Source organism: Cellulophaga omnivescoria (genome assembly GCF_027915275.1).
Taxonomy (GTDB): domain Bacteria; phylum Bacteroidota; class Bacteroidia; order Flavobacteriales; family Flavobacteriaceae; genus Cellulophaga; species Cellulophaga omnivescoria.
In genome coordinates, this window is the sequence record NZ_CP115819.1 from 3,279,268 (window position 1) to 3,292,903 (window position 13,636).

15 protein-coding genes and 1 pseudogene are annotated in these 13,636 nt (G+C 30.5%); 12 read left to right on the forward strand and 4 right to left on the reverse strand.

Annotated elements, in window-relative coordinates; all coding sequences use genetic code 11:
• Positions 1 to 245 precede the first annotated feature (245 nt).
• The 7 genes from PBN93_RS14460 (at position 246) to PBN93_RS14490 (ending at position 7,310) form a co-directional block, all read left to right on the forward strand.
• Positions 246 to 1,583 (forward strand): TolC family protein, encoded by a 1,338-nt coding sequence (locus tag PBN93_RS14460; protein ID WP_271080949.1) that lies wholly within the window; start codon positions 246 to 248, stop codon positions 1,581 to 1,583.
• Positions 1,584 to 1,593: 10 nt separating this feature from the next.
• Positions 1,594 to 2,799 (forward strand): efflux RND transporter periplasmic adaptor subunit, encoded by a 1,206-nt coding sequence (locus PBN93_RS14465; RefSeq protein WP_077399476.1) that lies wholly within the window; start codon positions 1,594 to 1,596, stop codon positions 2,797 to 2,799.
• Positions 2,800 to 2,804: 5 nt separating this feature from the next.
• Positions 2,805 to 3,548: an ABC transporter ATP-binding protein gene (locus tag PBN93_RS14470; protein ID WP_077399479.1), complete on the forward strand. Its 744-nt coding sequence runs from the start codon at positions 2,805 to 2,807 to the stop codon at positions 3,546 to 3,548.
• 2 nt (positions 3,549 to 3,550) lie between these two features.
• Positions 3,551 to 4,771: an ABC transporter permease gene (locus PBN93_RS14475; protein ID WP_077399482.1), complete on the forward strand. Its 1,221-nt coding sequence runs from the start codon at positions 3,551 to 3,553 to the stop codon at positions 4,769 to 4,771.
• A 70-nt stretch (positions 4,772 to 4,841) separates the two neighbouring features.
• Positions 4,842 to 5,822, forward strand: coding sequence for a sensor histidine kinase (locus tag PBN93_RS14480; protein WP_271080950.1), 981 nt, complete (start codon positions 4,842 to 4,844; stop codon positions 5,820 to 5,822).
• Entirely contained in the window at positions 5,819 to 6,547 is a 729-nt protein-coding gene (locus PBN93_RS14485; protein ID WP_271080951.1) for a LytR/AlgR family response regulator transcription factor, read from the forward strand. The genes PBN93_RS14480 and PBN93_RS14485 overlap by 4 nt, the downstream gene beginning before the upstream one ends.
• Before the next feature lie 172 nt (positions 6,548 to 6,719).
• A complete protein-coding gene (locus tag PBN93_RS14490) occupies positions 6,720 to 7,310 on the forward strand; it encodes a DUF6515 family protein (RefSeq protein WP_271080952.1) in 591 nt (196 codons plus the stop codon).
• Positions 7,311 to 7,398: 88 nt separating this feature from the next.
• Here PBN93_RS14490 and PBN93_RS14495 read toward each other — a convergent pair whose 3' ends face one another.
• Both PBN93_RS14495 and PBN93_RS14500 read right to left on the reverse strand, forming a co-directional pair.
• Positions 7,399 to 8,142: an acyl-CoA desaturase gene (locus PBN93_RS14495; protein ID WP_077399491.1), complete on the reverse strand. Its 744-nt coding sequence runs from the start codon at positions 8,140 to 8,142 to the stop codon at positions 7,399 to 7,401.
• 81 nt (positions 8,143 to 8,223) lie between these two features.
• On the reverse strand, positions 8,224 to 8,793 hold the full coding sequence (locus tag PBN93_RS14500; RefSeq protein WP_077399494.1) for a Crp/Fnr family transcriptional regulator: 570 nt from the start codon (positions 8,791 to 8,793) through the stop codon (positions 8,224 to 8,226).
• Positions 8,794 to 9,099: 306 nt separating this feature from the next.
• Between PBN93_RS14500 and PBN93_RS14505 the strand changes: the two genes are divergently transcribed.
• The 4 genes from PBN93_RS14505 to PBN93_RS14520 all read left to right on the forward strand — a co-directional run bounded on the left by PBN93_RS14505 (position 9,100) and on the right by PBN93_RS14520 (position 11,236).
• Positions 9,100 to 9,291, forward strand: coding sequence for a cold-shock protein (locus PBN93_RS14505; RefSeq protein ID WP_077399497.1), 192 nt, complete (start codon positions 9,100 to 9,102; stop codon positions 9,289 to 9,291).
• 145 nt (positions 9,292 to 9,436) lie between these two features.
• Positions 9,437 to 9,907, forward strand: coding sequence for a nucleoside deaminase (locus tag PBN93_RS14510; protein WP_077399500.1), 471 nt, complete (start codon positions 9,437 to 9,439; stop codon positions 9,905 to 9,907).
• A 152-nt stretch (positions 9,908 to 10,059) separates the two neighbouring features.
• The gene (locus PBN93_RS14515; protein ID WP_271080953.1) at positions 10,060 to 10,590 is read left to right on the forward strand and encodes a DUF421 domain-containing protein; all 531 of its coding nucleotides are present in this window, start codon (positions 10,060 to 10,062) and stop codon (positions 10,588 to 10,590) included.
• Between the two features lie 46 nt (positions 10,591 to 10,636).
• Positions 10,637 to 11,236, forward strand: coding sequence for a DUF6642 family protein (locus PBN93_RS14520; protein WP_271080954.1), 600 nt, complete (start codon positions 10,637 to 10,639; stop codon positions 11,234 to 11,236).
• Positions 11,237 to 11,277: 41 nt separating this feature from the next.
• Here PBN93_RS14520 and PBN93_RS14525 read toward each other — a convergent pair whose 3' ends face one another.
• Both PBN93_RS14525 and PBN93_RS14530 read right to left on the reverse strand, forming a co-directional pair.
• Positions 11,278 to 12,045 (reverse strand): TIGR03915 family putative DNA repair protein, encoded by a 768-nt coding sequence (locus PBN93_RS14525; protein WP_271080955.1) that lies wholly within the window; start codon positions 12,043 to 12,045, stop codon positions 11,278 to 11,280.
• A 9-nt stretch (positions 12,046 to 12,054) separates the two neighbouring features.
• The gene (locus PBN93_RS14530; protein ID WP_077399510.1) at positions 12,055 to 13,317 is read right to left on the reverse strand and encodes a putative DNA modification/repair radical SAM protein; all 1,263 of its coding nucleotides are present in this window, start codon (positions 13,315 to 13,317) and stop codon (positions 12,055 to 12,057) included.
• Positions 13,318 to 13,452: 135 nt separating this feature from the next.
• On the opposite strand from PBN93_RS14530, the pseudogene PBN93_RS14535 reads away from it, so the two are divergent.
• A pseudogene (locus tag PBN93_RS14535) lies at positions 13,453 to 13,629 on the forward strand (helix-turn-helix transcriptional regulator); the annotation flags it as partial.
• Between the last annotated feature and the right edge of the window lie 7 nt (positions 13,630 to 13,636).

Sequence of the window (13,636 nt, forward strand, 5' to 3'; positions counted from 1 at the left end):
AGGAAGAAGCACTAACCAATATAATTTTTTAGTTTCTTTTCACTAAACCGATTACGTTGTGGTAATCGGTTTTTTTGTGTTTTGTTGTAACCTAGCGCAACCCGTTTATATTTTTAGTTTAAAAGTAAAAAAAGTGGTAGATAAAATATAGCTTTTAGTATATGCAATACCCTTAAACATCTATTATTGTTTAATAGGATATAAGATAATTTCACCTTTACAGTGTAAATTAAAAACACCTAATAATGAAACGTTATCTTATAATAGCAAGTTTACTTATTGTACAGCTCTCCTTTGCACAGGAAAATGTAAGTAAAACTACAGCAACAAAAAATGTATGGTCTTTACAAGATTGTATTGCGTACGCCCTAGAGAATAATATAACTGTAAAAGATGCATCGCTAAATAAAAGTTTGGCAGAAGTAAATTACAGCAAATCTAAGTCTAGTAGATTACCTAATTTGTTTGGTAATGCATCTCAAAGTTTTTCTAATGGTAATACCATAGATCCCATAACAAGTAATTATGTTACAGACCAAATACACAGTACAAATGTGGGTATTAATACATCAGTTACTTTATTTCAGGGAAATCAAATTACTAATGAAATAAAACAAAATAAATTATTGTTAGAGCAAAGTATTTTTGAAGAGGAAGTAGAAAAAAATAACATTGTTTTAAATATTTTAGAAACCTACTTACAAACACTTTTTAGCAAAGAAAATATTGCTATTGCAGAAAGTAATTTAGAGGTTTCAGAGAAAGAGGTTAAAAGAGCAAAAGCACGTTTAGATGCAGGTTCTATTGCCTTAACAGATTATACAGAAGCTCAAAGCCAAGCTGCTACTAACAAATACAATTTAATTACTGCTAAAAATGATTACCAACAGTATATAATAGCACTAAAGCAGTTGTTAGAGTTGCCTCCATTACAAAATATTGAAATTGAAGATGTAACCAATAATTTAGATTTTATTAATCTAGAATTAAATAAAGAAGCTGTTTATACAAAAGCACTAGATATTTTACCAGAAATAGAAGCTAGCAATTTAAATATAGCAGCAAATAAAAAAGAATTAGACATTGCTAAAGGTGGTTATTTGCCAACCTTGGCATTAACCGGTAGTGTTGGCAGTGGTTATACTAGTATAAACAGCAATACTTTTTCAGATCAGTTTGATGTAAATTTTAATCAAAAACTAGGGTTAACACTAAGTATTCCAATATTTAACAGAAACCAAACTAAAGCAGCTGTACAAACAGCCACTTTAAATATAGAAAAAGCAGAAATACAAAAGCAAAACGCAGAAAAAGAACTGTATAAAAAAGTAGAAACAGCATACCAAAACGCCTTGTCTGCCCAAGAGCAAGTAATAGCTTCAGAGACATCTAAAATAGCTGCAGAAGAGTCTTTTAAACTTGCTCAAAAAAAGTATGAGTTAGGAGATTTAAGCACTACAGATTTGGTAATAAGTCAAAACACATACACCAATGCGCAACAAAATTACTTGCAAGCAAAATACTTAAATATTTTATACCATCAATTACTACAATTTTACCAAGGAAACGATATAAAACTTTAATTAAAATACAATGAAAACAAAAAACAAAATAGTAATAGCAAGCATTACAGTACTAGTAATTGCTTTGGTAGGATATTCATTTATTACTAATGAAGATAATACAATAATACAAGCACAAACAGTTACAGCAAAAAAAGCTAATGTAGCAACAATTGTTACAGCAACCGGAACTATAGAACCAATTACACAAGTAGAAGTAGGTACGCAAGTATCCGGTGTTGTAGAAAAAATATATGTAGACTATAACAGTGTTGTTACCGAAGGGCAATTAATAGCAGAATTAGACAAAACTAATTTAAATGCTGCAAAAATTCAGGCTCAGGCTGCTTATGATAATGCCGTAAGTCAAAAAAATTATACTAAAACTATTTATGACAGGCAAAAAACATTGTTTGAAAATAAAGTCATTAGTAAATCAGATTTTGATGAAGCTTCGTACAATTATGAAACAGCCAAAGGTACAGTTACACAACGTTTTTCTGATTTACAATCTGCACGCACCAATTTAGGATATGCAAATATTTATTCTCCAATAAACGGTGTTGTATTGTCTAAAGATATAGATGAAGGACAAACTGTTGCCGCAAGTTTAAGTACTCCTACTTTATTTACAATTGCACAAGATTTAAAAGAAATGCAAGTAGAAGCAGATGTAGATGAAGCAGATATAGGGCAAGTTAAAGAAGGCCAACGTGTAACTTTTACCGTAGATGCATATTTGGGAGAAACATTTAGTGGAGAAGTTACTCAGGTGCGTTTAGACCCAACTGTTACTTCAAATGTGGTTACATATACAGTTGTTATTAAGGCAGATAATCAAGATTTAAAATTAAAACCAGGTTTAACTGCAACCATATCAATTTATACATTAGAGTTAAATAATGTGTTAACCGCAGAAGCTAAAGCAATAAACTTTAAACCTACTTTAGAAGATTTAAAAGCTTATAACAAACAACATCAATTACCAGAAAATACTACAAGTAATACTACAGATAAATCTACCCTATGGGTGTTAGAGTCTAACGGTGTTATAACTCCTAAAACAGTTGTATTAGGAGCTAGTGACGGAGTTAATGTACAGTTATTAAGCGGAGTTAATGTAGGAGATAAATTAGTGTATGGTTTAAAAGGTTTTAGTAATACAGATAGCTCTAATCAACCTAAAAGTGAAAGTCCTTTTATGCCAAAAAGACCAGGATCTAATAATAAAAAATAGAAACTATGCGTAAAGAAATTATAAAAATAGAGAATTTAAAGCGACAGTTTACAATGGGATCAGAAACGGTGCATGCATTAAAAGGGATTTCATTTACTATTCATGAGGGCGAGTTTGTAACTATTATGGGGTCTAGTGGTTCTGGTAAAAGTACAATGTTAAATATTTTAGGTTGTTTAGACCAACCAACATCTGGCATATACCAAATAGATGGTGTTAGTGTAAAGGACTTAAACAGAAACCAATTAGCTACTATTAGAAACGAGAAAATTGGTTTTATTTTTCAGTCTTACAACTTATTAGCAAGAACATCTGCTATAGAAAATGTAGAATTACCATTGCTTTACAATAGTAAAGTTTCATCTGAAGAACGTAGAGAAAGAGCTGTAAAAGCATTAGAAATGGTTGGTTTAGGAGAAAGGTTGCATCATACTCCTTCACAACTATCAGGAGGGCAGCAACAACGTGTAGCTATAGCAAGGTCTTTAGTAAATAACCCTGTAATGATACTTGCAGATGAGGCTACTGGTAATTTAGATACAAGAACTTCTTATGAAATTATGTCTTTATTTCAGGAATTAAATGACAAAGGTATTACAATAACATTTGTTACTCATGAACCAGACATAGCAACATTTAGCAACAGAACAATTGTGCTAAAAGATGGAGAAATTATGCAAGATTATACAAATTATAAGGTAGAATCTGCAGCAGAGCAACTAGCTAACTTACCTAAAGAAAATAATTAATTATGAGACTATTAAATTTATTTAAAATTGCAACTAAAGCAATTGTACTTAACAAAACAAGAACATTGCTTACTATGTTGGGTATTATAATAGGGGTAGCATCTGTAATTGCAATGTTGGCAATAGGTGAAGGTTCTAAAGAAAGTATACGTACAACTATTTCATCTATGGGTTCTAATATGATAACAATTAGGCCTGGAGCAGATGATAGAGGACCTGCCAGGGGAAGTGGAGGTGATGTACAAACTTTAACACTTAAAAATTATGAAACCATAAAAGAGCAATCTAATTTGTTGAGTTATATAACTCCTGTAGTTAATGGAGGCGGACAAGTAATAAACGGCTCTAATAACTGGCCTTCTAGTATTTATGGCGTTAAACCAGAATATTTAGATATTAAAGTTGTTGGGTTGCAAAGTGGTAGTATGTTTACAGAGGCCGAGGTTAATTCTGCTGCTAAAGTAGCTGTAATTGGTCAAACTGTTGTAGATAATGTTTTTCCAGATGGTCAAGATCCGGTAGGACAAATGATAAGGTTTAATAATATTCCTTTTAAAGTAATTGGCGTATTAGAAGAAAAAGGAGAGAATACTTTTGGTCAAGATCAGGATGATGTGGTAATTGCACCATTTACAACGGTACAAAAAAGAATTTTAGCAATAGATTATCTAAATCAGATAATGGCTTCTGCTGTTAGTGAAGATGATGCGTCTACAGCCGTAGAACAAGTATCAAAAATACTGAGAGAAGAACATAAATTATTAGATAATGAAGAAGATGATTTTACAGTTCGTTCTATGGAAGAATTAATTTCTACTTTTAGTTCTACTAGTGAAATGCTTACAATATTACTTGTTGCAGTGGCTAGTATATCTCTATTAATAGGCGGAATTGGCATTATGAATATTATGTATGTTTCTGTAAAAGAACGTACTAAAGAAATAGGCTTGCGTATGGCTGTTGGTGGTAAAGGTTCAGATATTTTAATGCAATTTTTAATTGAAGCTATTTTAATAAGTATAACTGGTGGTATTTTAGGAGTATTCTTAGGACTTGGAGCAACGTTTTTTATAGAAAATTTCTTAAATTGGCCTACTAGTGTGGCCTTATATTCTATAATAATTTCATTTGCAGTTTGTGCTATAACAGGTATATTTTTTGGATGGTATCCAGCAAGAAAGGCTTCTGCATTAGATCCAATAACCGCTTTACGTTACGAGTAATAAGATTATGTATAAAAATAAAACAATAACAATAGTATCACACGTGCTAGTATGGCTAACATTATTTTGTTTGCCATATTTGCTATCGTATGGACAAGAGCTAGAAATTAATAGAGTAATTGCACATTTTTGGATTCCATTACTCTTTTCTGCTATTATTTTTTACTTAAATTTTTTTGTAATAGTAGACCGTTTTTTGTTTCCTAAAAAAACATTTTTCTTCATCATTTTAAATGCTTTTCTAATTTTCTTTTTTCTTTTTTTAAAGGAAAACATAGAAGATAATTTTTTTCAGGATTTTGTAAAAAACAGAGCAGTTAATACAAATAGGGAAGGACCTCCTTTTAAAATGGTTATTTACATACAATTTTTATCATACTTAGCTCCTTTATTTTTTGCTGTAGCATTAAAGTCTACTAAACAATGGGCAAAAACAGAAGCAGAAAGAAAAGAAGCAACAAATTTTAAACTAAAAACAGAATTACAACATTTGCACTATCAATTGCAACCTCATTTCTTTTTCAATTCTTTAAATAATATTTATTCTTTAGTTGATATATCTCCTAATCAAGCAAAAAAGTCAATACATAGCCTAAGTAAGTTAATGCGGTATATGCTTTATGAAACTAATTTAGAGTTAGTTCCTTTAAGCAAAGAAATAGAATTTCTTAAAAAATATATAGATTTAATGAAGCTAAGGGTGTCCGATAAAACAATTGTTACATATAACTTTCCTGAAAATGAAACTGGTATACAAATAGCCCCATTGTTGTTTATTTCTTTAATAGAAAATGCATTTAAACATGGTGTTTCTGCAACTAAAGAAAGTAGTATAGATATAGGTATGAGTTGTACTAATGGTATTGTAGTATTTACTGTAAAAAACAATAACTTTCCTAAAAAAACAGATGACAAAAGTGGTTCTGGAATTGGTTTAAAAAATTTAGAGAAAAGACTAACTCTTTTATACCCTAATAAGTTTAACTTTAATAGTTCTTTACAAGGAGAAAGCTTTATAGTTTCTTTAAAAATTGATACTTCTAAAAAATGAGCAATATAAAAATTACGTGTGTTATTGTAGATGATGAACCTATGGCTCTAAATTTAGTAGAGAGCTATGTAAATAAAACACCTTTTTTAAGTTTAAAAGCAAAATGTAATAGCGCTATAGAGGCTATGGAGTTTATTAAAGAACAGCCAGTAGATTTATTGTTTTTAGACATACAAATGCCAGATTTATCTGGGATAGAATTTTCTAAAATGTTACCTAAAAATACACGTGTAATTTTTACTACCGCTTTTGACCAATATGCGCTAGAAGGTTTTAAAGTAGAAGCTTTAGATTATTTATTGAAACCTTTTGATTATGCAGAGTTTTTAGTTGCAGCTAATAAGGCAAGTACTTGGTTTTCATTAATAAAAGAAAAAAAACAATCTAATGTATCTAATCAAAAAGAGTTTCTTTTTGTAAAGTCCGAATACAAACAATTGCGCATAAAACTAGCAGATGTGTTGTATTTTGAAGGATTAAAAGATTATATAAAAATTTGGTTAAAAAATAATCCTAAACCCATTTTAACTCTTATGAGTTTAAAATCGTTAGAAGAGGAGTTGCCAGAAACTAATTTTATGCGTGTACACCGTTCTTTTATTGTTTCTTTAAAGAACATAGATGTTATAGAACGTAGTCAAATTATTATTAACGACCAACGTATAACAGTGTCTGAGCAATATAAACCACGTTTTTTGGAATTTATAACTAACAACTCACTTTAATTATTATCATTTTAACTTTAAGTTCTTCTATGTAATTTACCTATTGGTAGATACAATTAAGGCAGTTATCTATTTGCCTTTTTAAACGTATTTTTTGGTTATACTTTTAAACTATTAATAAGAAAAATGGTCTTATTAACAAGCAAAGTATAATATTAAAAATGTATTAGTTATGAAAACATTAGTTAAAAAATACATCATACCAGTAACACTTTTAGTAGCATTAACAACTCAGGTTTCTGCACAAAGAAAGCGTACTGCAAATGAAAAAACAGTAGTAAAAACAACAACCACAAGAACAACAGTAAGTAAAAGAGTGCCTAGCACTAAAGTAACTTATAAAACGCCTAAAAAGAAAATTGTTTCTGTAAGAACGGTGCCTAATAAAACTGTGGTTAAGCACAAAGGTGTTAACTATTATTACGCTAACAACAAGTTTTACACACAATCTAGAGGTAGGTATATAGCAATTGCACCCAAGGTAGGATTTAGAATTAATGTTTTACCAACAAATTATAAAAGGGTACGTTTTAACAACCGTAATTATTATAATGTGCAAGGGATATTTTATGTGCAAATAAATAACCAATATGAGGTTGTAGATCCAGAAGTAGGTACTATTGTATATGAGCTACCTAGTAATTATGAAAAGGTAATTATAGACGGACAAACTTATTATGAATTTGCAAATGTATTGTATGAAAAAGTACAAGTAAATGGTACCAGAGCTTATGAAGTTGTAGGTATTATAGATATGGATTAAGTTGAGTTAGTTTAGTTTTTTTTAAGAAAAAAAAGGATAGTTACATGCTAATTATCCTCTTTTTATATACTATATTTTATTTATAAACTTATTTCTGGGATACTTTTATAGTTCTAAGCTTAATAATGCCCAAAGCGTTAAGAATTTTTATAATAACATAAGTAACATCAACCTCATACCATTTTACACCAAAATTAGCTCTACTAGCATATTTATGGTGGTTATTATGGTAGCCTTCACCCATCATTAAAAAATCAAACCTAAAAAGGTTTTTACTGGTGTTTTTCATTTTAAAATTTACGTAACCGTAAATATGACCAAACCAGTTTATAATAACACCGTGTATTGGCGCCATTAAAAACGTAACTGGTAATAAAGCCCACTGCCAAGCGGCTGTAGTAAAGTACACAAAAAATAAAATGTATAATGTAATCCAAAGTAACCTAGAGAATCTAGAGCTTGCAAAAGCATCAAAAGATTTCCACTGTGGTACATTTTTAGTAAAACGTTTGTCTACTGCAATTCGTTCTTTATTAATGTCTTGGTATACGGTTTTTGTACGCCACATCATAGAAAACAAATTATCATCATAAGCAGGGGAGTGCGGATCTTTTTCTGTGTCTGTGTACGCGTGGTGCATACGGTGCATAACACCATAACCATAAGCACTTAAATAACTAGATCCTTGAAAAATCCAGGTTAATACAAAGGTAATACGCTCTGTAGTTTTAGACATTGTAAAAACTTGGTGTGCTGCATAACGGTGTAAAAAGAACGATTGAAAAAATAAACCTCCGTACCACAACACCAAAACAAAAATGACTATTGCCATATAACTTTTTTTTGCAAAGGTAATTTGGACTTTTTCTTAAAACAATGAACCCAAATCAATAAAAAGCCAGTAAATACCAGCTTATAGGCGCTTTCTTATACGGCTTAGAGCCTGTGCTGTAATACCAATGTAAGAACTTATGTACTTAAGCGGAATTACCTTTAAAAGTTCTGGGCGTTCCTTAAATAATTTAAGGTAGCGTTCTTCTGCAGTTAGGTTAAGTAAATTTTGTTCTCTTTTAGACTTTATTAAAAATAAACGTTCTGCAGTTAATCTTCCTATAAAATTGCCAATTTGTGTTTTTGCATATACCTCTTGCAAATCTTCATAAGTTATACTTAATAATGTGGTTTTGGTAAGTGCCTGCAACTGGTATGCAGAGGGTTGCTGCGTTAAAAATGAATCATATGCACTAATAAACTGGTTGTTAAAACTAAAACCAAACGTAATTTCTTTGTCTGGGTTATCTTTTGGTATAAACAAACGCACTACACCAGTTTCTATAAAAGAAATATGTTTTTCTATTTCGTTTATTTTTAAAAAAATATCCTTTTTAGCAATTTCTCTTCGTTGTAATTTAGAGGTAAAAAATGCCCAATCTTCATTAGAAATTGTTGCAATCTGATCTAAATATGTTTTTATCTGCTCCAAACCTTGTTAACTAGTGTTTTAAGTTGGTAAAGATACGTATTACTGGTTTTTTAGCATCAAATTAATTCATATATAACGTATTCAAACTAGTCTTGTATAAACGTGTAGGCTATACGTTTATAGGCTAAAACTTAACTTAATTTTATTTGTAGTATTGCAGGTGTAATTCAATTAATAATCATTTTAATTAGTACTTTAATTAGTATTTATAAAATATTAATTAATAATAAGTTACAAATTAAGGTGTTACTAACTTTATTAGGCTTACATTTGCAGAAGTTAATATCAAATTATTACAATATTATTATGAGTAAAGGAACAGTAAAGTTTTTCAACGACACAAAAGGATTCGGATTTATAACTGAAGAAGGAGTAGAGAAAGATCATTTTGTACACATTTCAGGATTAACAGATGAAATCCGTGAAGGTGACCAAGTTGAATTTGACTTACAAGAAGGAAACAAAGGATTAAATGCAGTAAACGTAAAAGTTATCTAAATATATATTTCAAGTTTTTACAAAAGTCCATCATTAATTTGATGGACTTTTTTTATACCTAAAAATGAGTAATTGCAAGAAATATGAGTTTATTTTAAATTGATTTTTTAAAATGATTTGTATTTTGCCAAAAAATAGAAATAAAATGAGTGACGAAAAGTTTATGCAAGAAGCTGTAAATGCAGCTTTAAAAGGAATGCAAAACAATGAAGGCGGACCATTTGGTTGTGTTATAGTTAAAGACGGTAAAATTGTTGGTAAAGGAAATAATAAAGTAACTTCTACCAACGACCCAACTGCACATGCAGAAGTTACTGCTATAAGAGATGCGTGTAAAAATCTAGACTCTTTTCAGTTAGATGGGTGTATAATTTACACATCTTGTGAGCCTTGCCCTATGTGTTTAGGTGCAATTTACTGGGCAAGACCAGAAAAAGTATACTATGGTAGCAGCCAAGCAGATGCTGCTAATATTGGTTTTGATGATGAATTTATTTACAAAGAAATTCCATTACCGTACAATGAAAGAAGTATACCTTTTGAGCAGTTATCGCCAGAAATAGCAATAAAACCTTTTCAAGAATGGACTAAAAAAGAAGATAAAACAGAGTACTAATTATTAACTACTTAGTTTTAAAGCACTAATTAAACTAGATTATAACTGGTTTGGTTAGTGCTTTTTTTATAAAAACGTTTAGCGTTAACACTAAACCTAATTAAGATAATAGTAGCTAGCTAACAGCCATATTTTTGCTATAAAAAATAAATATGGAAAATTGGTTATTTGCATCGGTCGAAATTTTAGGCAAAGTTGTACTAAGTATTGTAGCAATATTTACCATTATAATAATAATTACAAGAATATCTGGCTTACGTACTTTTGCCAAAATGTCTAGTTTTGACTTTGCTTCTACAATTGCAATAGGTTCTATATTAGCGTCTATAGTTTTAAATTCTAACCAATCTATTACTAAAGGAGCAATAGCTTTAGGTGGTATTATCTTATTTCAATCTGTTTTTTCGTATTGTAAACGCAATTATGAGTGGTTTAATAACTTATTTACCAACAAACCAATGTTATTAATGGAAAACGGAGAATTTATACTTCAAAACCTTAGGAAAACCAATGTAGATCCAAAAGATATTTATGCTAAACTTAGAGAGGCTAATGTAAAAGATAAAAGCGAAATTTTAGCTGTTGTACTAGAAAGTACTGGAGATATATCTGTACTACATAAAAGTAAAGATATAGGTCTTGCAAAAGAAATTTTAACAGGTGTACAAAAACAACAAGACTAAAATATGCGTTACTTTTGTAATTAATAAGCTATATAAAAATTACAATTTGTTAGAAAAAAGGCGACAATTACCAGAACAACAAGAAGCTAATACAGACTATTTTATTTACTGCTTAGAAGGGGTAGAAGATGTAGAGGTAAATACAATTACTACAACACAAAATAAATTAGCAGAATTAACCTCACAGTACGGTGTTGCTAGTATTTATAAAACGTGCGACACCATAGAGGATTTAGAAGCTAGCTTAAATACGTTACTTTTAGATGATCATAATTTTAAAAATTATGAAATTATTTATCTTGTAATTGCTGGGGAGGCAAATAGCATTTGTTTAAATGATTATTACTATAGTTTACAGGAAATAGCAGAAATTTTTGAAGGCAGATTGCAAAACAAAATTCTACACTTTTCAAATGCTAAAGTTTTAGATTTAGATGAAGAAGAAGCACAATATTTTATAGCTATTACTGGGGCAAAAGGCGTATCTGGTTATGGCAATCCTTGTAACGGTATATCTAGTGCAGAATTAGACAAAGTTTTTTTTAATTTGTTTAAAGAAGATGACAATATGTTTGATGTTGTAGAAGAACTGCACCAAAGACATTATAAAATGTGTAAACTATTAGATTTTAGGTTATACTACTAACTTAGCTGTAAAAACTACATTTTTTGTGCTAAAATAAATTACTAAATATGTTTCTCGCTTAAGTATTTCCAATATCGCTTAGGCACGTGTTGTATGTGTAGTTTCATATTTTTTCTAGATTCAATATTTGTGCTCTTAAAATAATCGTTCCATAATTGCTGAAACTCTAATTCTACCGCTGCAAATATATCTGCAGACGTTTTAGTGGGGTCAAAACTAGCATCAAAGTCTAGCTTAATTATATCTACCTTTTCTAAATTATAATACAAACCATATTTACGCTTTAAGTCGTAAATAAGCCATTTTTGGTCTGCATAACGCTTCTCAAAATGCCTTTTTATAAGTGGTAACACATTAAAATCTGGCTCTATGTTAGCAAAATAAACACCATCTTTAGTAAGTTTAAAACGTACAAAAGCCTCCATTCTATGCTTTTCTCGTCCAACGTTTTTAGTGAGCTTGGCTATCTCTAAAATATGTTTGTTAGTAAAGTCAGACCCAACATTTTTATGAGAAGCAAATACATATACTATTGCATTATATAAAGTATCTTCTACAATGGGTTTTTCACTTAAAAATGCATAATAAAACCGCCTAGCTTCATCTGTAGACATTTTCTTTTTTAAGCCCGCCCAAACGCGGTTGGCTTTTTCTTGGTTAGTGTAAACGGTGTCATAAGTGCCAAATAAAGGTTGCTGAAACCGTTGCTGAGTAACAATTTTAACTGTTTTTAATTTTAGCTCAAAGGCGGTAAATACTGCTGTTAAAAACCCATCAAATGTACCGTCATAAATTAGTGTGGTCTCCATAACACAAGTCTATCCAAAAAGATTTAATTGGTTACTAAGCAAATCTGTGTATTTACTTTTAGAATTTTGCAATATTAAACCTTTAATTTTTTCGGCAGTTAAATCTCTAGTTTCAAATTTATTAGAAGCGCAAATTAAAAAGTACTGCGCACGATTTAATGATACACCAATTGCCTTTAAATGCTCCCAATTAAGTTGTCTGTAGCGCCTTGCTTTTAGTATTTTATATACAGATTTCATTCCTAAACCAGGAATTCTTGCCAGCATATGCTTGTCTGCTTTATTTACATCTATAGGAAACTCGTGTAAATTACGTAGTGCCCAACCCAATTTAGGATCAATATCTAAATCTAAATGTTGGTGTTGCTCGTTTAAAATCTCTTCAATGTTAAACCCGTAAAATCTTAGTAACCAGTCTGTTTGGTATAATCTATTTTCGCGTAGCATAGGAACAGGAGTACCAATTTGTGGTAAACGTGTATCATAACTAATTGGCACATAGCCAGAGTAGTATACACGTTTTAAATTAAAATTCTTATAAAAATAGTTAGAGGTGTACATAATCTGCATATCATTTTCACCACTGGCACCAACAATCATTTGTGTACTTTGCCCACCAGGAGCATATTTTGGCGTACTTTTTATAAGCTTTTTCTCGTTTTTGTATTGTATAATTTCATTTTTAACCTTAATCATAGGTTTAATAAAATCCTCTCTATTTTTATCTGGAGCTAAAAGTTTTAAGCCTTTTTTAGTCGGAATTTCAATATTAACACTAAGTCTATCTGCGTACAAACCAGCCTCACGCATTAGCTCATCACTAGCACCCGGGATAGATTTTAAATGTATGTACCCATTAAAATTCTCCTCTAAACGCAATTTTTTAGCCACAGCAACCAAACGCTCCATAGTATAGTCTGCACTTTTAAAAATACCAGAGCTTAAAAAAAGACCTTCAATATAGTTACGTCTGTAAAAATTTATAGTTAAATCTACCACCTCTTGCACTTTAAAAGCAGCACGTTTAATATCATTGCTTTTACGTGTAACACAGTAAGCACAGTCAAAAATACAATGGTTTGTTAATAGTATTTTTAGGAGAGATACACAACGGCCATCCTCTGTGTAGGTATGGCAAATACCAGAAGCAGACGCATTACCCAATCCTTTATTGGTATTGGTTCTGTTGCTGCCGCTAGAGGAGCAAGACACATCGTACTTTGCAGCATCTGCAAGGATGTTAAGTTTTTCTTGTACACGTTGAAAAGACATACCTAAAAATTATAGTTTAGACTGTAAAGATACAATGTAAACTAATAAAAAGCACATTTTGTAATTAATTTATATCTCATTTTATGATATATAAAAGTGTAATTTACTATATTTGACACTGAAAACAATACAGTTATGAACCGTATTAAGTACGTATTAGAAGACAAAGGAATTAAGCAAACCTGGTTGGCAGAAAAACTAGGCAAAAGCTACAATATGGTAAATTCTTATGTACAGAATAGGAGACAACCAAGTTTAGAGTTACTGTATGAAATTGCACAAATTTTACAAGTAGAAGCCAGAGACTTATTAGATGGTA

Bases quoted from the DNA above. Each gene is read 5' to 3' on its own strand.
- PBN93_RS14460 (WP_271080949.1), top strand. From the start codon at position 246: ATGAAACGTTATCTTATAATAGCAAGTTTACTTATTGTACAGCTCTCC.
- PBN93_RS14465 (WP_077399476.1), top strand. From the start codon at position 1,594: ATGAAAACAAAAAACAAAATAGTAATAGCAAGCATTACAGTACTAGTA.
- PBN93_RS14470 (WP_077399479.1), top strand. From the start codon at position 2,805: ATGCGTAAAGAAATTATAAAAATAGAGAATTTAAAGCGACAGTTTACA.
- PBN93_RS14475 (WP_077399482.1), top strand. From the start codon at position 3,551: ATGAGACTATTAAATTTATTTAAAATTGCAACTAAAGCAATTGTACTT.
- PBN93_RS14485 (WP_271080951.1), top strand. From the start codon at position 5,819: ATGAGCAATATAAAAATTACGTGTGTTATTGTAGATGATGAACCTATG.
- PBN93_RS14490 (WP_271080952.1), top strand. From the start codon at position 6,720: ATGAAAACATTAGTTAAAAAATACATCATACCAGTAACACTTTTAGTA.
- PBN93_RS14495 (WP_077399491.1), bottom strand. From the start codon at position 8,142: ATGGCAATAGTCATTTTTGTTTTGGTGTTGTGGTACGGAGGTTTATTT.
- PBN93_RS14505 (WP_077399497.1), top strand. From the start codon at position 9,100: ATGAGTAAAGGAACAGTAAAGTTTTTCAACGACACAAAAGGATTCGGA.
- PBN93_RS14510 (WP_077399500.1), top strand. From the start codon at position 9,437: ATGAGTGACGAAAAGTTTATGCAAGAAGCTGTAAATGCAGCTTTAAAA.
- PBN93_RS14515 (WP_271080953.1), top strand. From the start codon at position 10,060: ATGGAAAATTGGTTATTTGCATCGGTCGAAATTTTAGGCAAAGTTGTA.
- PBN93_RS14525 (WP_271080955.1), bottom strand. From the start codon at position 12,045: ATGGAGACCACACTAATTTATGACGGTACATTTGATGGGTTTTTAACA.
- PBN93_RS14530 (WP_077399510.1), bottom strand. From the start codon at position 13,317: ATGTCTTTTCAACGTGTACAAGAAAAACTTAACATCCTTGCAGATGCT.